We start from the raw sequence: 22,520 nt of genomic DNA, 5'->3' as shown, positions 1-22,520 counted from the left end.
CGCAAGTCAGCGTAAACCCGGGATTAACAAGCACAACCTATGGTTCGTGGAAAATAATTCTCCCAAGATTCGTCCCAAGAATCTTCCCAAGAATCGATTACCGGGCTGCCCATGAAAATCGGAACGCTTCTGACCACCGCCATCGTCTCGTTGTCGACCGTCGGTGGCGGACTCGCCGTCTACGTCGCTGTGACGAAATACCAGACGATGGACCGGATCGCGGAAGCGCAAGGCCGGCTCGCGATCGTCCGCGCCGTCAGCGACATCCCGCGCTATCTCAATCCCGAGCGGGGCTTCTCTACCAACATCCTCTATGGCCCCGCGACCGTCGACCCGGCGCAGCTCACCGAGCAGGACAGGCTGCGCAAGCAGACCGACGGCGCACGCGAGAAAATGACGGCGTTGCGCAAGGAGTTGCCCGGCTCTTTCGATGACGGCAACTCCATCGGCGGCAATATCGATGCCATCAATTCGAGATTCACCGCGCTGCGCGAGGCCATCGACAAGGCGATCACAGGGCCTGCGGAGGCGCGCAAGGACGCCGCCAAGAAAGTTGTCGCCGACAATGCCGTGCTGAACGGCGGCGTCACGGCGCTCCTCAACGAGCAGGTCCGCCGCATGGCGATCCTGAACGGGGATGCCTACCGCCAGGCCAGCTATGCCAACATCGCCATGACGCTGCGCGATATCGGCGGCTTCAATTCCAGCCTGCATAAGAACCTCGTCGGCGGCAAGAAGGTAGCGAGCGACACCGAGAAGGCCGAGGTCAGCCGCTCGCAGGGCCGCAACGACCAGCTCGTGATGTCGCTGATGGAATTGCGCGGTAATCCTGCTACGCCCGCCAACGTCGCCGCCGCGCTGGAAAAGCTGAATTCGGTTTATATTGAGGAATTCGGCCGGGAGCTCAAGCTCGCCAAGGACGGCGCCGTCAGCGGCAAATACGAGCACGACATCGAAACCTTCTACGCCGCCTCGCAGCGCGGGCTCGGTGCGATCATCGACGTCCGCGACGCCTTCTATGACAATGCCGAGCAGATCCTCGCCAATGCATCCTCCGCTGCCCGCACGAGCTTTGGCATTGCACTGGCGGGCCTTGCCGCCGTGCTGATCGCGAGCATCGGTCTCGTGGTGACGGTGCGCCGCCGGGTCTGTGCTCCGATCGTCAGCCTGACCACGCGGATGTCGCGGCTTGCCGAGGGTGAGGTTGCGGAGGCAATTCCCGGCGCCGAACGCTCCGACGAGATCGGTGCGATGGCCGCCGCCGTGCAGGTCTTCAAGGACAACATGATTAGGGCCGACCGGCTCGCGGCCGAGAAGCAGGCCGAGAACGACGGCAAGATGCGCCGCGCCCAGGTGCTCGACGAGCTGACGCGCACGTTCGAGGCCAAGGTCACCGAGCTCGTCGGCGGGCTGTCGCAGGCCTCCACCACGATGGAAAGCACGGCGCAGTCGATGACCTCGACGGCGGCTCAAACCAACAGCCAGGCAGCTATGGTGGCAGCGGCCTCCGAGCAGACCTCGACCAACGTGCAGACGGTCGCCAGCGCCACGGAAGAACTGACCTCCTCGATAGCCGAGATCGGCCGCCAGGTCGCCCAGTCCACGGAGATCGCCGCGCGCGCCGTCGACAACGCCCGCCGCACCGGCGACACCGCCCGCGCGCTCGCCGAGGGCGCGCAGAAGATCGGCGACGTCGTCACGCTGATCCAGAGCATCGCCGAGCAGACCAATCTTCTGGCACTGAACGCCACCATCGAGGCCGCGCGCGCCGGCGATGCCGGCCGCGGCTTTGCGGTGGTTGCTTCCGAGGTGAAGTCGCTCGCCGGCCAGACCGCCAAGGCCACGACCGAAATCTCCGAGCAGATTTCGGCGATCCAGGCCGCAAGCGACGAGACCGTGACCGCGATCCGCAACGTCGCCGACGTCATCGCCGAGATCGATCAGATCGGCACCGCGATTGCGGCCGCGATCGAGGAACAGGGCTCGGCAACGAAGGAGATCGCCCGCAGCGTCCAGGAGGCCGCCCGCGGCACGCAGGAGGTCAACGTCAATATCTCCGGCGTGCAGCGCGCCGCCGACGATACGGGCGTGGCCGCCAAGGAGGTGCTGGGCGCGGCCGAGCAGCTCTCGACGCAGTCGCGCGACCTCGCCGGACAGTTCGATCGCTTCCTCGGCGAGGTCAGGGCTGCCTAGACCGCCTTTCAGTACGGCGGCGCTTTCCGCGCGCGCTGCGCCTTCGCCGCTTCGATCCACCACAAGAGGTCATCGGCAAAGCGCGGGAACGAGCGTTCCAGAGCCTTGCCGCCCTCGCCGATCGGCTCNCGTCGGCCGACAGCGTCTGCGCGATCGGCCCGACGCCGATCGTGCTCGACACCACCACCATGCCCATTTCCGACAGCGTGCCGTGCCAGGCGGTCGAAGCACGGGCGCCGGACAGGCGGCCGGCGGAATAGCTCGCGATCGCAGCGGGACGCCAGAACCACTCTTCCAGGAAATGGTCGGTGAGGTTCTTCAGGCCGGGCTGGATGCCCCAATTGTACTCGCCGGTGATGAAGACAAAGCCGTCAGCGTTGCGGATCTGGCCGGCCAACTTCTCGAGCGCCGCGGGCGCAGAGCCCTTGGGATATTCCTTGTACATGCGGTCGAGCATCGGCAGGCCAATCGCCTTGGCGTCGATGAATTCGACGTCCTCGCCGCGGCCACGCAGGTGATCGATGACGAAATTCGCAAGGCGAATGCCCATGCGATCGGAACGGTAGGAACCGTAGAGGACGAGGATGCGGTTGCTCATGGCAACAGGCTAGCACGAAACCGAAGCCCGGGCCCAATCCAGTTGTCACCCAACATCAGTCCTTGCGGCCGCGCTCCAGCGTTTCCGACGGCGACTCGCCGAACTGGTCGCGGTAGCTTTTCGAGAAATCGCTGAGGTGCCAGAAGCCGAAGGCGAGCGCCGCGGCCTTCACGCTGTCGGCCCCTGCGAGCAGCCGCTTGCGCACCAGCCACAACCGACGCAGTCGCAGATAGCGATGCAGGCTCATGCCGCGATAGCGCCGGACGATGTCGTGCAGGGTCCGGACAGAGAGCCCGAGCTTGCGCGCGATCTCCTCGCTGTAGATGGGCTGGGCGACATCGTCGGACAGCAAAGCCCGGATGTCCTGGAAGGTCCTGAAGTGCCGCTCGTCATTCGGTCGCACCGTCCAGCGCGCGGGCACCAAGTTCTCGAAGGCTCCATCGACCGCGCCGAGCAGGGACTCCTTCATGGCAGATGCCTTCAGCGGAACTTCAGCGGGATCGATCGGCACTGAGGCGGCAGCGACGACCTCCGCGACGACCCTCCGCAGCCGGTGCAGGGCCGGAACGCTCGTCTCGACAATCCTGAAATTCAACTTCGTCTCCGGCCAGCCGCGATCCGTTATCTCCGGTCTGAAGACGAGGAAGGCGATCTGCCGCTGCACCTCCTCGATGGTATTATAAGCCGCCCCGCTGCTGCCGATGACCACGACCGCGCGATCCCGCTGCGCACCATTGAAGCGAATGGGCACATCGAGATCATCCAGCGCAAAGCCGATCGCTGTGCAGTTCGCCACGAGCTGCCCGTCCAGCATACGCGGGAACGTCCGCGTCACGTTCACATCACAGCCAGGCATTTGCAGGACGATCTGCTCGGCCGCGATCCTTCGCACGAACGGCGTGAACTCGATGTTCAACCCGCGGATCGAACTGCGAAACTCGTCGACGTCTGAAAAGCGAAATATCTTTGGCGCCAGTCCAGGCGCGTCATCAAAACTGGTCATGGCAAATTGAAAGCGCGTCGGCAAACGACGCGTGGCCGGCACGCTTCGGTTTGGTCTTCCCCTTTCCGTTGTCCCGTTCGACCGAAAGAATCATCCTAGGCACTCAACCAGTTGGCGAGTCCTTAACTCAAACGACAAGGTGGCGGATCGACGCCTGCCGAATTTCGATAGCGTTTCCAGTGACTACGACGGTGCGGCAATACCCGAGCCTTCGAGATCTAAAACCCAAATTAACAACTCTGAGGCGAAAATCAGTTCATTGAAATAGTTCAAGCGTTTTTCACTTCAGGCTCTGCCATGACGGCAATTTCGCCTGTGCAAATTCTTGCCGAGTTGGAACAGGCGGTCGCGATCTGCCCGCCCGAGCGATGTGCTCGTATCCTTTCCGGCATCGTTCGCCTGCTCTCTGCCTCGGGCAACCGCCCCCAGGAGCTGCTCGTCAATGTTGTCGATGGCATTCTCCTTCGTCTGACCGAACGGGTCACGCCAAATACACTGTTCCAGCTCAGCATAACTCTCTCCGAGCTGACGGTGGCTCCGAAGGAGACGTTGCAGCGGCTGGCGCTGCACGAGGATCCCGCCGTTGCGGACCCGGTGCTGCGCGGATCGCAGGCGCTATCTCCGACCGATCTTGAAGTGGTCGCAATGTCCCGTGGCGATCCTCACCTTCTCGCGATCTCGGCCCGGGACAGGATCGAACCGGCCTTAGCCGGTATGGTGGTAAAGCGTGGCAGCAGCGCGGTCTGCCTTGCACTGATCAAGAACCCGGGGGCCCGGTTTTCCGATGCAGCCTATGCCACGCTGATCGAGAGGAGCGAGCAGGACGGCGAGATCGCGAAGGCGCTGGCGCTCAGACCGGACACGCCGGACATGGTCGTGCGCAAGCTGCTCCGCCCGTCACCGCGGCAGGCGCCAGCCGCGAAGACGAATGAATCCTGCGTGCCGCCAGAACAGGGCACATACTCGAGTCCCAAGCCTGCTCCGATCGCCTCGAAACGGCCCTGCGCCGCCGACTACGAGCGTGCAAGACCCGAAATCGTCGCACTGAATCGCGTCGGCAAGCTGAGCGACTCGACGGTGAACCGTTTCGCCATGCGCGGCGAGATCGCCAATCTCCTGATGGCGTTGTCGGTGCTCTCGGGAGCTCCGATCGAGATCATCGAGCACATCATGACGGACCCCGATTGCGAAGCGCTGGTCATGGCCTGCCGCGCATCGCGACTGAATTGGCAGACAACGCTCGCCATCCTCAGCAACCGAAGCGGCGGACGGCTCTCCTTCGCAGAACGCGAACGAGCGCAGAAAATCTTCGAAGCACTTCTTCTGTCGACCAGCCAATGGACGGTTCGCTGGGGGGAACTGGCTGCAAACGCAGACATAGGCGGTCCAGGTCATCGCAGCGCAAGAACGGGGGTTCACCGATGAGATTCGACAATCGCAAAGCGCTTCGCGTGCGAATGGATCACAGGCAGCCCGTCAACCTGATGGGCTCCGACGGCACGTGGCGGCGCAGTTGCGTCCTGCTCGACGTATCGGATACGGGCGCCAAGATCGAGGTCGAGGGAACGCTCGACGTCCTTCAAGCGAAGGAATTCTTCATGCTGCTGTCGTCGACGGGGCTGGCTTACCGGCGCTGCGAACTGGTCTGGATCGACGGAACCATGGCCGGCGTTCATTTCGTCCATGCTGACAGCAAGAAGAAGGCAGCAGCCGGACCAAAGGCAGCCACGCAGAAGCCTGCCGAAGCGAAGTAGGCCTCAACGCATCCCCGGAGCATCTAAACACCAGCGTCATTGAATTCAGCCGTGCAGAACGCGCAAACCATACCCAGCCCTGTCAGCGGCGCCGGAAGTATCCGCGAAGCCCAGGCGGCTCCCATGTTCGTGCACGTGCTGGCCGATTCCTCCGATAAACTCGCAGGCGTTTGCTCGGTCCTGGAAAGACGGTTCAACGTCGCGGGCGAACGGCTCGACGCAGAAGCCAGGCTTTCGCAGGTGCCCTTCGCCGTGATCATCCGCGCTGACCTGCGCACCGTCGAGAACATTGCAGCAATCAAGAAGCGGTCAACCAAGCTGGCAAAAGCCCAAAAGCGGATCTTCCTGGTCGAGCACATGTCCCACGTCTGCATCTCGCAGGCTTACGCCCTCGGGGCCACGCTCGTCTTGCCCGGAACGATCAGCAAGGCAAGGCTGCTGGCCGCATTGGCCGATCCCGCCGAACCAGCGGTACCGCCCTCAGGGGCGCCGCAGCCGGATAACGCCGTCGAAAGTGCGGCAACCGCCATCGCCTCGATGTTCACGGCCGTGACGCTCGGTCAGCCGATCGACGTGGAAGGAACGAAAGAAGCCGGCCGCAAGATCGCAAATTGCATCGCCGAGCATGGCCTCTCCGAATGGCTGGCGACGGTGCGGCGTCATCATGAGGGGACCTACCAGCACTGCCTGCTCGTGACCGGCGTCGCAATCGACTTCGGACTGAGCCTCGGCGTCAGGAGGAGCGATCTCGAGCGTCTCTATTCGGCCGCCATGTTCCATGACATCGGCAAAGCCAGGATCCCGCTTGCGATTTTGGACAAGCCCGGGCGTCTGGATGTCGAGGAAAGGTCCCTGATCGAGACACATCCGGCCGCGGGCTATGATGTCCTGAAGGACCACAAGGATATTTCGCCCGAGATCCTCGACGCGGTGCGCCATCATCACGAGTATCTCGATGGCAGCGGCTATCCCGACGCGCTCTGCGGCGAGAGCATCAGTGACGTCGTCCGCATCCTCACGATCTCGGACATCTTCGCAGCGCTCATCGAACATCGGCACTACAAGCCGACAATGCCGCGCGAAGAGGCTTACAATATTCTAGGCGGGATGACAGGAAAGCTGGAAAAGGCGCTGGTCGCGTCGTTCAAGAACGTCGCGCTCACAAGGTAAGCGTGCGCCCGGCCGACCTGCTCCAGGGACGAGCGTTGCGACGCGGGCCTAATGCGCGGCCCGGTATCTGGCGCGCCGCGGAATCGACTGGCTGGCCAGCCCTTCCGCGAGCACCTTCATATCTTCGCGTTTGCCGCTGCGGATCAGCCGTCCGAACTCTTCGGGTGTGAAAGGGAGACTTGGATCATCATCGATCGGGGGCCGCATTCGCGGACCAAAGAACCGTCGAACCAGGCTAGCCAGCCGCCGCATGTCAATTCCCTCGCGCCAGCAACAAACCCTTCACGTCCGATATTGTTCCTCCCGCGCAATCGAGATTGCAAGAGCCGACAAGTTGTCCGCAGCAAAAATTTCTGGTGGAGAACAATCTCCTCTGCCACCGGCGACTCATACCCTCTCAGTCGGCAAAGCCGACGAAACGCACGAACTCGCCATTGTGCTCGCGATCCGAGCGCACTGCGTTCGCGGCAAATGCATCATCGGGGTATCCCATTGCGACACAGGTCATGATGACTTCGTCATCCGGAATCCTCGCGACCTCGCGCACGATGTCGGATCGCATGATGCCCTGCCCGTTGATCACCGAGCCGATGCCGCGATCCCAGGCCGCGAGCACAATGCCGTAGCAGAGCGCGCCGAGATCGAAATGACAGACGGCACCGGGGTCGAGCACGCGGTCGTAGGTCAGCACCAGCGAGACCGGCGCATCGAACTGACGGAAGCCGCGCAACACCCAGTCCTGCCGCATCGGCCTGTCGTCGCGCGCGATCCCCATCGCGCCAAACAGCTTCTTGGCGATGTCGACCTGACGCGTGCGATGAACGCCCTGATACTCGCCGTGGCTGACGATGTCGCGCTTGACCCTGGCGCCGGCCGCCATCTCCTCCATGTTGCGGCGGCGCACCTCTTCCAGCGGCGTGCCGGTGAGCACGTGGATGTGCCAAGGCTGGGTGTTCATCGAGGACGGCGCGCGCTTGGCGGTGTCGATGATTGCCTCGATCACCGCGCGCGGCACCGGCTCGTTCTTGAAGCCACGCACGCTGCGGCGCGACTGGACCAGCGTTTCAAATTCCACGTGACGAACCTCCCCTGCCCGTTCTTCCGGCGGCCCCGCAATGGACTGCCGGTTGCCGATGCGGCGCGCGAAATCTATGCTAACGCACAAGCAAGACCAAGAACCCGTGTGGACCCGCCACACCCCGTGAGGACCTGAAAAAATGGCTGCACCGCTCGATCCCGTCATCGCCCAGATCATTCCGATGCTGCCGCTGCGCGATCCCGCGACGATGACGCCACAGAGCGCCCGCGATTCCTTGCGTGCATTGGCTGCCGCACGCGCCGCCGTGCCGCCGCCACCCGTCAACGACGTACAGGATATCAAGGTGAAGGGCGGCGCCGGGCCGCTCCATGCACGCGTCTATCGGATCGGCTCTGGGCCCGCGCCCACCGTGGTGTTCTTCCACGGCGGCGGCTGGGTCGCGGGCGATCTCGAAACCCACGATCGGCAGGCGCGATGGCTGGCGATCGAAACCGGCGCGGTGGTGGTATCCGTCGACTATCGGCGGCCGCCCGAGACACGCTTTCCCGGCGCGTTCGAGGATGCCTTTGCTGCAGCGCGCGACGTGTTCGACCGCGTCGCGGAATTTGGCGGCGATCCAAAGCGGCTCGGCGTCGCCGGAGACAGCGCCGGCGGCAATCTCGCAGCGACCACCGCGATCGCCTGCCGCGACGCCGGCATCAAGCTTGCTGCACAATTATTGGTCTATCCGGTGACCGACGTCGTCGGCAATTACGCCGATGCTCGCGAAAACGCGCCCTATCCGTCACGTACGGAGAACGCGGAGGGCTATTTCCTGTCGCGCGCCGTGATGGAGTGGTTTTGCGGTCATTATCTCGCCGATCCCGGCCACGCCGCGGACTGGCGAGTCTCGCCGCTGCGCGTTGCATCGCTAGCCGGCGTCGCGCCCGCGATCGTGACGACCGCCTGGTTCGATCCGCTCCGCGACGAAGGCGCAGCCTATGCGCGGGCGCTGGAGGCGGCCGGCGTGCGGGTGAAGCATCATGAGGGTGCCGGCCTGATCCACGGCTATTTCGGCCTTGGCGAGGCGTCCGACGTCGCCCGTGCCGAGGCACAGCGTGCGCGCGCCGATTTCAAGGCCTTGCTCGCACGCGGCGTTTGACCCGGCTACGCGCGACGCGCCCGCTGCGCAGCCGTATGGCCCCAGGCCTCATCCCAATCCTGGCCGGAGGCATCGACCACCCGGCCATCTGCCTCGAAGAACTTGTTGGGCACCTGGAAGATCGCGAGGATCAGCGCGCCCTCGGGACACCAGGCAGCGTGACGGCTGCCCGCCTCGCGCCAGATGAATTCACCGGCCTTGCAGGCGATGCCCTTGGCGGGCCCCTCCTTGTCGACGAGCGCGCCTTCGATCACATAGCTCTGCTCGATGCCGACATGCTCGTGATCGGGCAGCACCGCCCCCGGCGCGAAGCGCATCAGGGCCGTCATCAAACCCGTGCTGCGATCGAACAGCAGCGTCTTGGCCTCGCAGCCCGGAAAGCGCGTCCTCTGCCAGTCCATGGCCTGGGGCTGAACGAGGTGGGAATGCTGGTCGGCGGTTTGCGGGCCTGTCGCGGCGTCCATCGCAATGCTCCGTTCCTGCTGGAATGAGCCGAGGCTAACGGGTTTGTAGCGACCGGTCATCGCGCAGTGCAGCAAGCGACGTTGAATGTTCGCCGCCAACAGTGTCTTCTGGGAGTGATGAGAGTCTGAAAGATCGGCCATTGATCCTCCGCATCACCTGCGCCGTCATCGCGTCGATGTGGCTGATCTCGGACGCCGTGGCCGGCCCCGAGACGGTCTATTTTCGCAGTGCCGACGGCACGACGAAGCTCGTCGGCTACCTGTTCCGCCCAAAGGCGGCTGGGCCGTGGCCGGCGATCGTGATGCTGCACGGCCGCGGCGGGCCTTATTCCAGCAACGTCAACGATGACTGCACCCTTGTTGCGCCCGGAGCGGCCTCGCCCTGCAACGCCACGACGCTGTCGCGGCGACATGCGATGTGGGGCCAATACTGGGCGGACCGCGGTTATCTGGCGCTCCTGCCGGACAGCTTCGGGCCGCGCGGCAAGGCGCACGGCTTTGGCCGCTTCACCCATGACGATCCCGAGCGTGCCGACGTCAACGAGAAGACCGTGCGTCCGCTCGATGCCGAGGGCGCGCTCGCCTACCTGCACGGGCGCAACGATGTGATCGGCAGCCAGATTTTTCTGCAGGGCTGGTCGAACGGCGGCAGCACCGCACTGAACGTGATGATCCGGCAAGGCACTAAGCCGGCCAGCTACGGCGGCGCGCTCGTGCTCTATCCCGGGTGCGGCCCCGCCGCGCTGCTGCAGCCTGTGATTCCCGCGACAGCCCCGATTGCCTTGTTCCTGGGCACCCACGATGAGGAAGTCTCGCCGCTGATCTGCCAGCAGGTCGCCGACCGGTCGCGGCGGGCCGGCGCGCGGATCGACCTGTCCGCCTATCCCGGCGCGACACACGATTTCGACGATCCTTCACCGCGGCACCGATCCGTTCCGGGCAATCAGGCCGCGATGAACGATGTGCTCGAAAAGGCGATCGCACTCGTCGCGCGCTGGAAAAATTCAGGCGGATAGCGGATGCGAGCGCTGATCCTGCTTGATTGCGCCATGATTCCGAGTTCCAATTCGGGAAGGCCATTTTGGTCTAGGGAGACACCCATCATGAAGCGGATTTTTCTGGCTGCCATCCTCGCTACCTTCGCGGCCGGCTCGGCCTTCGCGGAAGACACCTGCGAAAGCAAGGCAGTGGGCAAGGACGGCAAGCCGCTCGCCGGCGCAGCCAAGACGTCGTTCCTGAAGAAGTGCAAGGCGGACGCCTGCGCACCCAAGGCCGTCGGCTCAGACGGCAAGCCGCTCGCCGGCGCGGCCAAGAACAGCTTCATGAAGAAGTGCGAGATCAGCGCGTAATCACTGCGAATTTGCTGCCCGTGAGCGGGCAGTCGTTCCACAAACTCGTCATGCCCGGGCTTGTCCCGGGCATCCACGTAGTTGTTTCCAAGTGAGAAGAACGTGGATGGCCGGGACATAGGCGAGCGGAAGCGACGCCGTCCTTCGGACGGCTATGCCCGGCCATGACGATACGGAAATGCTTCAGTCCCGCTTGAAGCGGTAGTCGAAGGCACCGTCGAGCGGCTTGATCCATCCGACCGTCGGCGTCGGAAAATGGATCGGCAGGATCAGCGTATCGGTGTCAGCGACGGAGGCGAAGAATTTGCGCCGTGACACCGCCGACTGCTTAGGATCCCAATCCGGCTTCGCCGACCAGTCCGGCTCGCGGCACTGGATCTGATGGTGCATGAGGTCGCCGGCGACCACCGCGCGCTGGCCCTTCGAGAAAATATTCACGCAGCAATGACAGGGCGAATGCCCCGGCGTCGGCGTCAGCGTGACGGTTTCGTCGAGCGCGTAGTCATCGTCGACCAATAGCGCCTGCCCGGCCTCGACGATCGGCAGGCAGTTGTCGCGGAAGACGGTGCCGGGCGGATCGTTGCCCTTGGCATGCTCGGCCTCCCAGGCGGCGTACTCGCCTTTGTGAAAGACATATTTCGCATTGGGAAACGTCGGCACCCAGCGGCCGTCACGCAACGTCGTGTTCCAGCCGGTGTGGTCGATGTGGAGATGGGTGCAGAAGACGTAGTCGATCTGCTCGAAGCCGATGCCGAGCGCGAACAATTCGTTGCGCCAGCGCTCCTTGCCGGGAAAGTCGAACGGCGGCGGATGGCCCTTGTCCTCGCCGGTGCAGGTATCGACCAGGATGGTGTACCGCGGCGTGCGCACGACGAAGGTCTGGTAGGTGATGACCATCATGCCGCGCGCGGCGTCGAAGACCTCTGGCTCCATCGTCGGCAGATGCCGCTTGAATACGCCTTCGTCATAGGCCGGGAAGAAATCCTGCGGCCGCCGCCACGGCCCTTCCCGCTCGATCACCGCATCGATGGTGATGTCGCCGATCCTGAGCTGCTTCATCGTCGTTTCGCTCCCGTCTCACGCGGTGCCGATTTCGGTACACCCTTCCATGATTGCGTTGACCTCCTCGCGCGAGAGGACGCCGATCTCGGCAACGAAGACGATCCGCGTCCGCGGCGCCCGCTCGGTCCTCGTCCCTCCCGCGGCCAGCGTCGCCCGCCCGCCGGCGAGTTGAAACACCATCAGCCGCCCAGGCTGCTCGGCAGTCTCGAACAGCCCCTTCGCCCGCGCGAGTCTTGGCGCAAGCCGGCCGATCGCCTGCTGCAATCGCGGCAGCGACACCGGCTTGTCCGACGACCAGCTCATGGTCTCGAACCGCTCGGCGGCCGGCCGTCGCGGCCCCGGCTCGCGCGGCGCCGGTGCGCGATCGACGTCAGGCGAAAACAGCACTGCCGCAGGCACTTCGCCATTGACAGCATCGACCAGTACGGCCGCGGGGCGCATCGCACGAACGGCATCGCGTAGCTGCACGTAAGCGGCCGGATCAGCCAGATCCACCTTGCTCAGCGCGATGATGTCGGCGGCCCGCACCTGCGAGCGCAGCAATGCGTCGTCCAGCATGGCCACCGGCATCGTCGCGTCGACCACGCACAACACGGTTTCCAACGGCGCTTCGCGAAAGATGACGGGGTCCATCAGGTTGCGCACGACGTCGGCCGGATCGGCAACGCCGCTGGTCTCGATCACGATGACGTCCGGCCGCGGATCGCGCCGAAGCAGGCCGGCGAGCGTGCGCAAGAGATCGCCTTCGAGGGTGCAGCAGATGCAGCCATTGCTCAGGCTCACGACGCCGTCGGCAGCGCCCATGATCAGCTCGGCATCGATGTTGATCGCGCCGAAATCATTGACGACGGCTGCGATCCGCCGTCCCTCGGCGTGTGCCAACAGATGGTTCACGACCGTGGTCTTGCCCGCCCCGAGGAAGCCGGCGACGAGCAGAACCGGGACGGCCACACTCTAGCCCTCGGCCGCGGGGCGGCGAACGGGCCGGCCGGGCCTTGCCGCCACATCCAGCACACCGTCCGCAATCAGCGGATAACCGCTCACGATGAGATGACGCACGCCCTCGGACGGACGATTCATTGCGGAGAACTCCGCCCGGTCGGTCAGCGTATTGTAGTCGAATACCACGATATCGGCATCGGCGCCTGACGCCAGCCGTCCCTTGGCGCGCATCGCGGGCGTGCTGTGCTGGAGGATCTCCGCCGGGATCAGCGAGCATTTGCGGATGCCTTCCAGCAGCGACACCGTCCGCCGCTCCCGCACCCACTCGCGGATGAAACGCGTGAAGCAGCCGGCCGAGCGCGGATGCGAGGTGGCATCCTTCGGCAGTGGCCAGGCATCGCCGGTGTAGACGCTGCCATCTGCGAGCGTCCAGGGCATCGCGTCGGACGCGATCGCGCCGCCGGGATAGAGCACGGCCATGTCGAGGAGATCGCGGTGGTGCGCGTTGTTCTCGATATCGAGAACGTGCCAGAGCACCAGCGTGGAGGGCTCGGCGGCCTGCGCCGCCAGCAGCTCCTCGCGGTCGCGGAAGCGCGTGCCGTCGGCAACGCGCTGCACCGAGTCATAGCCGGTGCCGTTGCGCTCGACGAATTTTGGGTCGCTGAAGAAGGCGGCGGCGAGCACGGTCGATCCGGTGCCGTATGGATAGGCTTCGATTGTGATCGGCAGCCCCTGCGCTTGCGCTTTCGCGACCAGCTTCACACAGCGCTCGATGTCGGTCTTGCTGGAGGAGTTGAAGTGGCAGATGTGCATGTGCGCGCCGGTGGCGCCGGCATAGCCGATCAGGCGGATATAGGCCTCGGCCGCGCTTTCCGGATCGATGCGTGACATGAAGGCGACGTGGGTGAAGGTCGGCACGTCATGCGTGGCCGCGAGCTGGCAGACCGCGGTGAGCTCCTGCACGCCGGCGCCCGGGGCATAGGCATTGAGGATCCCGATGCCGATGCCACCCTCGTTGAGGCCTTCGGCGAGACGATCGAGGATGCCGGCCACTTCCGTGTCGCTCGCCACGTTCTCGATCCAGCGGCGATCGCGCATGGCATTGCCGAACGCTTCCAGCGAACTTTCCGAGTTGGCGCCCGTCATCGCGCCGATACGCGCGAAAGCCCAGTTGGCGGCGGCGCCGTAATTGAGCACACGCCCCTTCGCCGCCTGCTTGCGATACCAGGCAGCGACCGGCAGGACTCCGGCCTCGAGGTCGAGCGTCGTGGTCACGCCGTCGAACGCCTGCATGCGATCGGCGGGGATCGACTGGCCGTGCGCGTGCAGGTCGATGAAGCCGGGCGCCACAACCAGACCGGTCGCATCGATGGTCCGCTCGGCGCCGCCAAGGGAGGTGCCGACCGCGACGATCCGGCCATCCATCATTGCGACGTCGCCGACGGCGTCCGTCCCGCTGGCCGGATCGACCACCCGGCCGCCCGTGATCACCAAGCCGCCCATTCCCGCTACTCCCGCATTCCAAAAGCCGAGTCCCTCGAAGCCGGCAATCGGCTCAAGCGAGCGTAGCGAGCGGTCTGCAGGCGTTCAAGGATGCGAACGGCATGGCAGCTCAAACGTTCGCGCGTTCTCTTCGGCGCGAATAGTTCGTTGCGCCAGGAATCGTACCGGGCGAGATCGACGCGTTCAAGGCGCGTCGGACGCCCGTCAGGCCTGCTTCAGCAGATGCCGGGCGAATTCGGGCAGCGTGCGGAAAGCCATGTGCAGGTTGTCGTTGAAGGAGGCGGTCTGATAGCCGTGGTGCTGCCAGGCGCGGACAAGCGCTGCGCGGCTGAAGATCGAGACATGGCCGTTGCGTGGGCCGACGTACCACCAATTGACGCCGTGCATCTCGAAATCAGCCGGCTGCACCAGCGTCGAGAACAGCACGAGCCCGGTCTCCTTCGTGCTTGACACGATGGCGGCGACGCCCGTCATCGGATCGGGCATGTGCTCCAGCGTCTCGAAGCAGGTGACGACATCAAACTTCTCCTGCGGCGGCTGCGCGAAATCGGCCACGAAGGGATCGAAGGTCTGCGCATCCAGGAAGCCGGAGCCGCGCAACGTCGTGCTCAGCAGGCCATCACCGCCACCGTAATCGAGCACGCGCAACTCAGCCTTCCTCGCTCCGAAAAAATGCTGCACCAGTTTTGCGTTGCTGATCGGCCGAGCCTCCCGGTAATCGGGGTCGACCTCGATATACCCGTCGTTATAGATGTTGGTCTTGAAGTTCGCCTCGCTCCAATCGTCAAATGCATCCGTGAACAGGAATCCGCAGACCTGGCAGCGATGGTAATAGACCGGGGTCCCAGACAGCGGCAGCCGCCTGCTGCGTGCTTCACTGCAGTGTTTGGCGAAATCGACCACACCGAACAGCGCGGCCTCCGCGCCGCAGATCTTGCACGACAGAGGTGCCGTCGAAACTTGTCTCAGTTTGGTGATCATGCCCCGTTCCACAACCTTCGCCCCAGGACGGTTTATCGCCCACGAGCGTTGCGCGAGGGTTGCGCGTCCGCGACCGCTTCACAACGTTACGGATCGGTCACATGCACGACTGGCAACCGATCGGGGCGATGCCGATCACGACCGCAGCCCCGGCGCTTCCTGGCCGGTGCGGGCGACGTATTCGGTGTAGCCGCCGCCATATTGGTGGATGCCTTCGGGAGTCAGCTCCAGCACGCGGTTGGACAGCGTCGCCAGGAAGTGGCGGTCGTGCGAGACGAACAGCATGGTGCCCTCGAAATCCGACAGCGCCGTGATCAGCATCTCCTTGGTGGCGAGGTCGAGATGGTTGGTCGGCTCGTCCAGCACCAGGAAATTCGGCGGATCGAACAGCATCTTTGCCATCACGAGGCGCGCCTTCTCGCCGCCTGACAGAACCCGGCAGCGCTTCTCGACGTCATCGCCGGAGAAGCCGAAGCAGCCGGCGAGCGCGCGTAAGCTTCCCTGCCCCGCGGTCGGGAACGCATCCTCCAGCGACTGGAACACCGTGCGCTCGCCGTCGAGCAGGTCCATGGCATGCTGGGCGAAATAGCCCATCTTGACGCTGCCGCCCAATGCCACCGAGCCCTGATCGGGCTCGCTCGCGCCGGCAACGAGCTTGAGCAGCGTCGACTTGCCGGCGCCGTTGATGCCCATCACGCACCAGCGCTCGCGGCGGCGGATCATGAAATCGAGGCCGTCATAGATGCGCTTGCTGCCGTAGCCCTTGTGGACGTTCTTGAGCGCAACGACGTCCTCGCCCGAGCGCGGCGCGGGCGGGAAATCGAACGCCACGGTCTGGCGGCGGCGTGGCGGCTCGACCCGCTCGATCTTGTCGAGCTTCTTGACCCGGCTCTGCACCTGCGCGGCATGCGACGCGCGCGCCTTGAAGCGTTCGATGAACTTGATCTCCTTGGCAAGCATCGCCTGCTGGCGCTCGAACTGCGCCTGCTGCTGCTTCTCATTCAGCGCACGCTGCTGCTCGTAGAACTCGTAATCGCCGGTGTAGGTCGTGAGCGAGCCGGAGTCGATTTCGACCACCTTGGAGATCACGCGGTTGATGAACTCGCGGTCGTGCGAGGTCATCAGCAGCGTGCCTTCGTAGTCGCGCAGGAATTTTTCCAGCCAGATCAGGCTTTCGAGATCGAGATGGTTGCTCGGCTCGTCCAGGAGCATGACATCGGGGCGCATCAACAGGATGCGCGCCAGCGCGACGCGCATCTTCCAGCCGCCCGAGAGCGCACCGACATCGCCGTCCATCATCTCATGACTGAAGCCGAGACCGGACAGCGCCTCGCGCGCCCGTCCGTCGAGCGCATAGCCGTCGAGCTCCTCGAAACGGTGCTGCACCTCGCCGTAGCGCGTGATGATCTCGTCCATCTCGTCGGCCTTATCCGGATCGGCCATCGCCGCCTCGAGCTCGCGCAGCTCGGCGGCGACCTCGCTCACCGGCCCCGCGCCATTCATGACCTCGGCGACGGCACTGTGGCCGGACATCTCGCCGACATCCTGGCTGAAATAGCCGATTGTGATGCCGCGATCGATCGAGACCTGGCCCTCGTCGGGCAGCTCCTGCCCGGCGATCATGCGGAACAGCGTGGTCTTGCCGGCGCCGTTCGGGCCGACGAGGCCGATCTTCTCGCCCTTGTTGAGGGCTGCGGAGGCTTCGATGAACAGGATCTGGTGGCCGGCTTGCTTGCTGACGTTGTCGAGGCGGATCATGAGGTCTTTTTGGGGGGAATTTTGCGTTGCGGCGTCTTAGTCCATGCGGACGCCAAGGGGAAGCCCGGCCGCGCCCGGGTTCACCCGTCCCCTGACGAATCCTTAGCAATTTTGCGCCAAAACGGTGCTCGCCCCGCCGAAGATTTGACAGGCGTGTGCTGACATACCGCCTTCTGGAAATGCTCCCGGAGAATTCCGATGAAATATCCTATTCGTTTTGCCGTGGCCGCCACACTGATGCTTGGTGGCGGGGGAGCCGCAACCGCCCAAATCCTGCCCGACTATATGGCGCCGATCTCCGGCAAGACGACCGCCGCGCCCGGCGACGTCGCGACCAAGGACGTGATCGCGCTCAACACGGCCATGTTCGAGCTCTATGGCGACGCTGCAAAAGTGTTCCAGAAGAACATCCTCGACAAGCACCCGGTGATCCTTGGCCTGTTCTCCGGTGCCGGTGGGCGCTTCATCCTCTACCGGCCCGGCCAGCCGCCGCTTGATGCGCCGCAGGTTCCGGTGGTCTACCAGCTTCTGAAATCGGTCGGCCACAGCACCATGGCGCTGGCCGAGGTCGTGGGCCCCTATGTCGACAATCCCGACAACAAATCGTGGCGCGGCCCGATGCTGGCGTTTCGCACCCGGATGCAGTCGGCGATCGACGCCCTCGATGCCACGCCGATGCAGGCCGACTGGCGCGACAACAGCCGCACCATCCTGAAAAACAACCTCGGCTTCATGGACGAATGCCTCGCAAGCGGCGTCATTCCGTTCGCGAAGCTCGAAGCGTTCGGCAAGCAGCAGGCACCGTTCCTCGCCAAGAATGTCGCCTGGGCCGCCCAGACCCAGGTCGCACACTGGATGGGAGTGCTCGCAGACTGGAAGGCGCAGCTCGGTCCCGATTGGGAGAAGACCTATGCCGCCAGCAATACGATCTATGTCGCGCGGCAGAACAACGTGCTCTTCAGCGTGCTGGCGCAGTTCTTCGGCCCCGAGGCGATCAACTCGCGCCTGCTGCTGATCGAAACCGTCTCCTTCACCACGACGCCAGCCGACATGCTGGAATCGCTGACGCGGATCATCGCCGATCGCTCGGTCGGTTCCCTGTTCTTCGGCAATTATCATCTGATGGACTACGAGCTCATGGGGGGCGACGGGCGCGCGGCGATCGTGGCGGAGACGGCAAAGCGCGGCATGACGCCGTTCCTGCCGCCGCTGGTCCCCTTCGGTTCCAAGCAGTGGCCGACCCTGATCACGCCAGGCCCAGGCCCCGCGACGATCGCGGACCTCAAATAGTCAGCGAAATATCGAAACAGACGGCGGCGGCATCACGGCCGCCGTCTTCATTCGTTGGTAACGCCCTACCCGTTTCTATCGTCGAATGACGAATCATGACAGCTTCACGCGAGCGTTGGCGCGTACCCTCCGGGTCATCGATGCCGTCGGCATCATGATGTCCTCGAAACCTCACACAAGGATCTGAACATGCGGCCTTCGCGACGCGAGTTCGTGAAGTGGTTGTCGGCAGGCGGCATCTCGATCAGCCTGTCGCAGCTCGGTGTGGCGAAGGAGGCTCCGTTCGCGTCCCACGAGACGCTTCCCGGGCGCGGCAACTTCAACCCCGCGGCGAAGGGCGCAGGCCGCGTCGACGGCGTCGCCAAGGTCACCGGCGCAAAGCTGTACGCCTCCGATTTTCGCGCCAATGACCTGCCGGGTTGGCCACAGACTACCTCGCACGCGATCCTGGTGCGAGCCAATGACGCCACGCATGTCTACACCGGCATGGATCTCGCGCGTCTTTCGGGCGCGCTGAAGCCGTCCGTCGTCATCACCGCCGCCGATCTCGACCGCATCGGCACGCAGGTGCCGGAGTTCTACACCGGCGACCTGTTCTGCCCGCCCGGCAAGACGCCGCTCTATCTCGGACAGCCCGTCGCACTTCTCGTCTTCGAAAAGTTCGACGCCTTCGACCAGGCGCGTCTGGTGCTGCGCGACGGCACCTTCGTCAAATTCGGCGAGGAAACCGGGCCGGTGATGGCGCCCGATTACGGCTCCTTCCGCTTCACACGCGTGGCAGGCAGCGCACCTGAGAAGCCGGACATTTATTCCCCGATCCAGGCCGGCTGGGTTTCGCCCAAAAAGGTGCAGAACGCCGCGCTGCCGGTGTGGTCACCGCTCGCCAAGGAGATGCCCGCCGATTACGCCAAGGCCGCCAAGCATGGCGAGCAGATCCGCGCCGAGCTTGCGACGGAGGATGCTTCGCTCCTGGTGCTCGACCGCGAATTCGAGACGCAATCGGTCGACCCGTTGTTCCTCGAGCCCGAATGCGGGCTCGCCTGGTACAACGGCAAGGGTGGCAATCTCGAGCTGGTGCTCGGCGTGCAGTCGCCCTATGAGGCGGCCGAGTCGATCGCGCATCTGCTTGCCAAGGCCCGCGCGCCCTTTAAGCCCGCGCATATCAATGCCCAGTTCGCCCATGTCGGCGGCGGCTTCGGCGGCCGCGATCACACGCCGTTCATTCTCTATGTCGCGCTCGCGGCGATCTGCTTCCCGGGCAAGCCGGTACGGCTCGCGCATGACCGCTACCAGCAATTCCAAGGCGGCATCAAACGTCACCCGATCAAGATGCGCTCGCGCATCGGCATCGACCGTGCCAGCGGCAAGATCAAGGCCTTCGCCGCCGATCACGTGCTCGACGGCGGCGGGCTCGCCAACTTTTCCGCCAATGTCGCGGTCGTCGCCGCCACCGGCGCGATCGGGATCTACGACATCCCGAAAGTCGACGTCACCACGGTCGCGCTGCATTCGCGCGGCGTGACCGCGGGCTCGATGCGAGGCTATGGCACGCTGCAGACCATGACGGCGCTCGAAGTGCTGATCGACGAGGCCGCAGGCGAGCTCAAGCTCGATCCGATCGAATTCCGACGGCGCAATGCGCTCAAGCAGAACGGCCGGACCATGACGGGCAATCCCTACATCGTCTCGGTGCGGACGCCCGAAATCCTCGACAAGCTGGAAAAGCATCCGATCTGGCAGCAACGCGCACAGTTCAAGCAGGCGTCGACGGACCGGCTGGTCGGCACCGGCGTTGCCTGCGTGACCAAGGATTACGGCTCCGGTGCGGACTGCTCGCTCGGCCGTGTCGAGATCGGCGCCGACGGCAAGATCGCGATATTCTGCGACCACGTCGAGATGGGTAATGGCATCGGCACGGCGCTCGCAAACCGCGTCGCCGGCCATCTCGGCACCATCGCCGACGAGGTCTCGGTCGCCCGCGTCGACAGCTACGACGTGCTCGGCCTCGTCACCTCGGGCGATCCCTACACCATGGATCAGAAGACCCAAGATGCGGCATCGCGGAATCCGCGCTGGGTGCCTGCGATCAGCTCGCCGACATCAGCCTCGATCGGCGCTCATGTCGGCACGCATTCCTCGGCGGAAGCCGCCCGCGTCATCTTCCGCTTCGGCCTCTGGCCCGCGGCGCTGGAGCTGTGGCGCATCCCGAAGACCGATCCGCGCGCACGGCAATGGGCGAGCGCGACCTGGCAAAACGGCCAGCTTGTGGTGCCCGGCCTCGAACCGCTGGCGCTGCCGGCGCTTGCGACAACGGCGCATGCGCGCGGCTTCGTCACCGGCGCGGTGGCGCACAGCTTCTCGCGCTGGGCCTGGTCGCGCGCCCGCTTCTCCCTGTTCGGCGAGCAATGGCGTGGCGATATCGACGCGCTCGCGATCCGCAGGGGTAGCGGCAAGTTCGAGCGGATCAACCGCACAGGCGTCAAATTTCCGCCGACCGACAACAATCGTATCGGCACCGCCTACACCTCGATGTGCGGCACCGCCGTCCGCGTCGAGATCGAACGCGCCACCGGGAACTTGCGCATCGCCAAGGCCTATAGCGTGTTCGAATGCGGCACCGCGCTCGTTCCCGAGGTGGTGATGGGCCAGTCCCATGGCGGCTTCGCCATGGGTGTCGGCTACGCGCTGCTCGAAACCCTGCCGCCGTTCGAAGGCGGCCCGGGCAACGGCGAATGGAATCTCGGGCGCTACCTGATCGCGCGTGGCTCGGACCTGCCCCTGCGTGACCTCGAGATCGAGATGTTGAAGCCGCTGACACCCGATGAGGAGCCGAAGGGCATGGCGGAAGTCGTCATGATCCCGATCGTGCCCGCGCTGATCAACGCCATCCATGACGCCACCGGACACCGCTTCCGCGCGCTGCCGGTCACGGCAAGCCTGTTGAAGGGAGTGCTCGCGTGACGACTCTCAGCCTCACCATCAACGGCCAGAAGCACGGCCCGATGGATGTCCGCGACGATCTCTCGATGAACGATTTCCTGCGCGAGATCCTCGGCATGACCGGGACCAAGTTCGGCTGCGGCGCCGCGCAATGCCTGAGCTGCGCCATCATCGTCGACGAGCCCGACGGCACCAGCTATACCAGCCCGACCTGCATCGCGCCCGCCACAAATTTCGACGGCAAGTCGATCCGCACCGTCGAGGGCCACGCCAAGGACGGACAGCTCTCGGCTTTGCAAAAGGCCTTCATCGACCACTTCGCTTTCCAGTGCGGCTATTGCACCGCCGGCTTCCTCAACGAGGGCCAGGTCCTGCTCGAACGCCTGGCGCACAAGCCGGTGGCGCGCGAGGCGCTGGAGCAGACGATCGCGGACGCGCTCGACGGCCATCTCTGCCGCTGCACCGGCTACATCAAATATCACGAGGCGGTGCGCGACGTGATCCTGGCCGATTCAACACGCTATCTCATCGCCACCAAGTGAAGGCGCGAAGGACACGGGCCATGATTTCCGACACGCGCTTCAAGACGATGGCCGTGGTCGCGGCGCTCGCCTGCAGCCTCTGCACGGGCTACGCAGCCTCCGAGACGGCGAGCCATGCGCTGGCCTCGCCTGAGAGCTTTGCCAACATTGCCGATACCGAGAAACGCTCGGCCGCGATCTTCACCGAACTCGGCAAGGTGCTGACGCATCCGCGCTGCACCAACTGCCACCCGGCCGGCGACAGCCCGCGCCAAGGCGATAATCCGCATCTCCATCAGCCGCCGGTCGCACGCGGCGCCGACGGTCACGGCGTCGAGTCGATGCGGTGCCACACCTGTCACCAGAAAGCCAATTTCGAACCCGGCCGCATTCCCGGCCATCCCGAGTGGCATCTCGCGCCGCGAGAGATGGCCTGGGAAGGCAAGACCATCGGCGAGATCTGCGAACAGATCAGGGACCCCGCGCGCAATGGCGGGCGCAAGGTGGAAGCGCTGATCGACCATATCGGCAAGGACACGCTGGTCGGCTGGGCCTGGAAGCCCGGCTTCGGCCGCTCGCCCGTGCCGGGCACCCAGGCGCAAGCCGGCGAGCTGGTCGAGGCCTGGGTGAAGACCGGGGCCGCCTGCCCCGCGCCGTGACGAGGCGCTAAGGCGAATAGGCTCAAAGGTCGACTTCCAAGGGTAAGGCGGAAGTCGCCCTGCTTGGTCGTCATCGACGGCTTAGGACCCCAAGCCGACCTCAGCAGCCCGATCCCACTCACCGCCCAGGGTCCGGCGACACCGGCGCGCTGC

Annotated in this window: 19 protein-coding genes and 2 pseudogenes; 11 read left to right on the top strand and 10 right to left on the bottom strand. The window is 64.7% G+C overall.

Features of this window, described 5'->3' with window-relative positions; all coding sequences use genetic code 11:
- The first annotated feature begins 111 nt into the window (after window positions 1–111).
- Window positions 112–2,193, top strand: coding sequence for a methyl-accepting chemotaxis protein (locus AXW67_RS10130; protein WP_063677767.1), 2,082 nt, complete (start codon window positions 112–114; stop codon window positions 2,191–2,193).
- A gap of 8 nt (window positions 2,194–2,201) precedes the next feature.
- On the opposite strand, the pseudogene AXW67_RS43905 reads toward AXW67_RS10130, so the two are convergent.
- The 3 genes and pseudogenes from AXW67_RS43905 to AXW67_RS10120 form a co-directional block, all read right to left on the bottom strand.
- Window positions 2,202–2,321 (bottom strand): annotated as a pseudogene (locus tag AXW67_RS43905) (NADPH-dependent FMN reductase); the annotation flags it as partial.
- Window position 2,322: 1 nt separating this feature from the next.
- Window positions 2,323–2,791: pseudogene (locus tag AXW67_RS10125) on the bottom strand (NADPH-dependent FMN reductase); the annotation flags it as partial.
- Window positions 2,792–2,846: 55 nt separating this feature from the next.
- The gene (locus AXW67_RS10120; RefSeq protein WP_063677791.1) at window positions 2,847–3,794 is read right to left on the bottom strand and encodes a helix-turn-helix domain-containing protein; all 948 of its coding nucleotides are present in this window, start codon (window positions 3,792–3,794) and stop codon (window positions 2,847–2,849) included.
- A gap of 297 nt (window positions 3,795–4,091) precedes the next feature.
- Here AXW67_RS10120 and AXW67_RS10115 point away from each other — a divergent pair, with 297 nt between their 5' ends.
- From AXW67_RS10115 to AXW67_RS10105, 3 genes are read left to right on the top strand one after another with little or no spacing between them, the layout of a single operon-like run.
- Window positions 4,092–5,219 carry a DUF2336 domain-containing protein gene (locus tag AXW67_RS10115; protein WP_063677766.1) on the top strand — a complete coding sequence of 376 codons (1,128 nt, stop codon included), beginning with the start codon at window positions 4,092–4,094 and terminating at the stop codon, window positions 5,217–5,219.
- On the top strand, window positions 5,216–5,548 hold the full coding sequence (locus AXW67_RS10110; protein ID WP_027555936.1) for a PilZ domain-containing protein: 333 nt from the start codon (window positions 5,216–5,218) through the stop codon (window positions 5,546–5,548). The genes AXW67_RS10115 and AXW67_RS10110 overlap by 4 nt, the downstream gene beginning before the upstream one ends.
- 51 nt (window positions 5,549–5,599) lie before the next feature.
- On the top strand, window positions 5,600–6,718 hold the full coding sequence (locus AXW67_RS10105) for an HD-GYP domain-containing protein (protein WP_063677790.1): 1,119 nt from the start codon (window positions 5,600–5,602) through the stop codon (window positions 6,716–6,718).
- Between the two features lie 397 nt (window positions 6,719–7,115).
- Here AXW67_RS10105 and AXW67_RS10100 read toward each other — a convergent pair whose 3' ends face one another.
- Entirely contained in the window at window positions 7,116–7,793 is a 678-nt protein-coding gene (locus tag AXW67_RS10100) for a nitroreductase (RefSeq protein ID WP_027555938.1), read from the bottom strand.
- A 142-nt stretch (window positions 7,794–7,935) separates the two neighbouring features.
- On the opposite strand from AXW67_RS10100, the gene AXW67_RS10095 reads away from it, so the two are divergent.
- A complete protein-coding gene (locus AXW67_RS10095) occupies window positions 7,936–8,898 on the top strand; it encodes an alpha/beta hydrolase (protein WP_063677765.1) in 963 nt (320 codons plus the stop codon).
- Between the two features lie 5 nt (window positions 8,899–8,903).
- Here AXW67_RS10095 and AXW67_RS10090 read toward each other — a convergent pair whose 3' ends face one another.
- Entirely contained in the window at window positions 8,904–9,362 is a 459-nt protein-coding gene (locus AXW67_RS10090; RefSeq protein WP_027555940.1) for a cupin domain-containing protein, read from the bottom strand.
- A gap of 140 nt (window positions 9,363–9,502) precedes the next feature.
- Here AXW67_RS10090 and AXW67_RS10085 point away from each other — a divergent pair, with 140 nt between their 5' ends.
- Together AXW67_RS10085 and AXW67_RS10080 are read left to right on the top strand one after the other, a co-directional pair.
- Window positions 9,503–10,378, top strand: coding sequence for a dienelactone hydrolase family protein (locus AXW67_RS10085; RefSeq protein WP_245315504.1), 876 nt, complete (start codon window positions 9,503–9,505; stop codon window positions 10,376–10,378).
- An 87-nt stretch (window positions 10,379–10,465) separates the two neighbouring features.
- Window positions 10,466–10,711, top strand: coding sequence for a hypothetical protein (locus tag AXW67_RS10080; RefSeq protein WP_063677764.1), 246 nt, complete (start codon window positions 10,466–10,468; stop codon window positions 10,709–10,711).
- A 183-nt stretch (window positions 10,712–10,894) separates the two neighbouring features.
- Here the strand turns inward: AXW67_RS10080 and AXW67_RS10075 are convergent, their stop codons facing one another.
- The 5 genes from AXW67_RS10075 to AXW67_RS10055 form a co-directional block, all read right to left on the bottom strand.
- Window positions 10,895–11,770, bottom strand: a complete 876-nt coding sequence (locus AXW67_RS10075) for an MBL fold metallo-hydrolase (protein ID WP_063677763.1) — start codon at window positions 11,768–11,770, stop codon at window positions 10,895–10,897.
- An 18-nt stretch (window positions 11,771–11,788) separates the two neighbouring features.
- Entirely contained in the window at window positions 11,789–12,724 is a 936-nt protein-coding gene (locus tag AXW67_RS10070; protein ID WP_063677762.1) for a CobW family GTP-binding protein, read from the bottom strand.
- A gap of 3 nt (window positions 12,725–12,727) precedes the next feature.
- Window positions 12,728–14,218 (bottom strand): amidohydrolase family protein, encoded by a 1,491-nt coding sequence (locus tag AXW67_RS10065; protein ID WP_063677761.1) that lies wholly within the window; start codon window positions 14,216–14,218, stop codon window positions 12,728–12,730.
- A gap of 204 nt (window positions 14,219–14,422) precedes the next feature.
- The gene (locus AXW67_RS10060) at window positions 14,423–15,199 is read right to left on the bottom strand and encodes a class I SAM-dependent methyltransferase (RefSeq protein ID WP_063677760.1); all 777 of its coding nucleotides are present in this window, start codon (window positions 15,197–15,199) and stop codon (window positions 14,423–14,425) included.
- Between the two features lie 135 nt (window positions 15,200–15,334).
- Window positions 15,335–16,957: an ABC-F family ATP-binding cassette domain-containing protein gene (locus AXW67_RS10055; protein WP_063677759.1), complete on the bottom strand. Its 1,623-nt coding sequence runs from the start codon at window positions 16,955–16,957 to the stop codon at window positions 15,335–15,337.
- Window positions 16,958–17,155: 198 nt separating this feature from the next.
- On the opposite strand from AXW67_RS10055, the gene AXW67_RS10050 reads away from it, so the two are divergent.
- From AXW67_RS10050 to AXW67_RS10035, 4 genes are all read left to right on the top strand, one after another.
- Window positions 17,156–18,247: a hypothetical protein gene (locus tag AXW67_RS10050; protein ID WP_063677758.1), complete on the top strand. Its 1,092-nt coding sequence runs from the start codon at window positions 17,156–17,158 to the stop codon at window positions 18,245–18,247.
- A 189-nt stretch (window positions 18,248–18,436) separates the two neighbouring features.
- On the top strand, window positions 18,437–21,208 hold the full coding sequence (locus AXW67_RS10045; RefSeq protein WP_063677757.1) for a xanthine dehydrogenase family protein molybdopterin-binding subunit: 2,772 nt from the start codon (window positions 18,437–18,439) through the stop codon (window positions 21,206–21,208).
- A complete protein-coding gene (locus AXW67_RS10040; RefSeq protein WP_063677756.1) occupies window positions 21,205–21,729 on the top strand; it encodes a (2Fe-2S)-binding protein in 525 nt (174 codons plus the stop codon). Before AXW67_RS10045 ends, AXW67_RS10040 begins: the two co-directional genes overlap by 4 nt.
- 20 nt (window positions 21,730–21,749) lie before the next feature.
- Window positions 21,750–22,367, top strand: a complete 618-nt coding sequence (locus AXW67_RS10035; protein WP_082907851.1) for an Isoquinoline 1-oxidoreductase subunit — start codon at window positions 21,750–21,752, stop codon at window positions 22,365–22,367.
- The last annotated feature ends 153 nt before the right edge of the window (window positions 22,368–22,520 follow it).

It is taken from the genome of Bradyrhizobium neotropicale (assembly GCF_001641695.1).
Taxonomy (GTDB): Bacteria; Pseudomonadota; Alphaproteobacteria; order Rhizobiales; family Xanthobacteraceae; genus Bradyrhizobium; species Bradyrhizobium neotropicale.
This window is presented reverse-complemented; position numbering and strand designations above follow the sequence as displayed.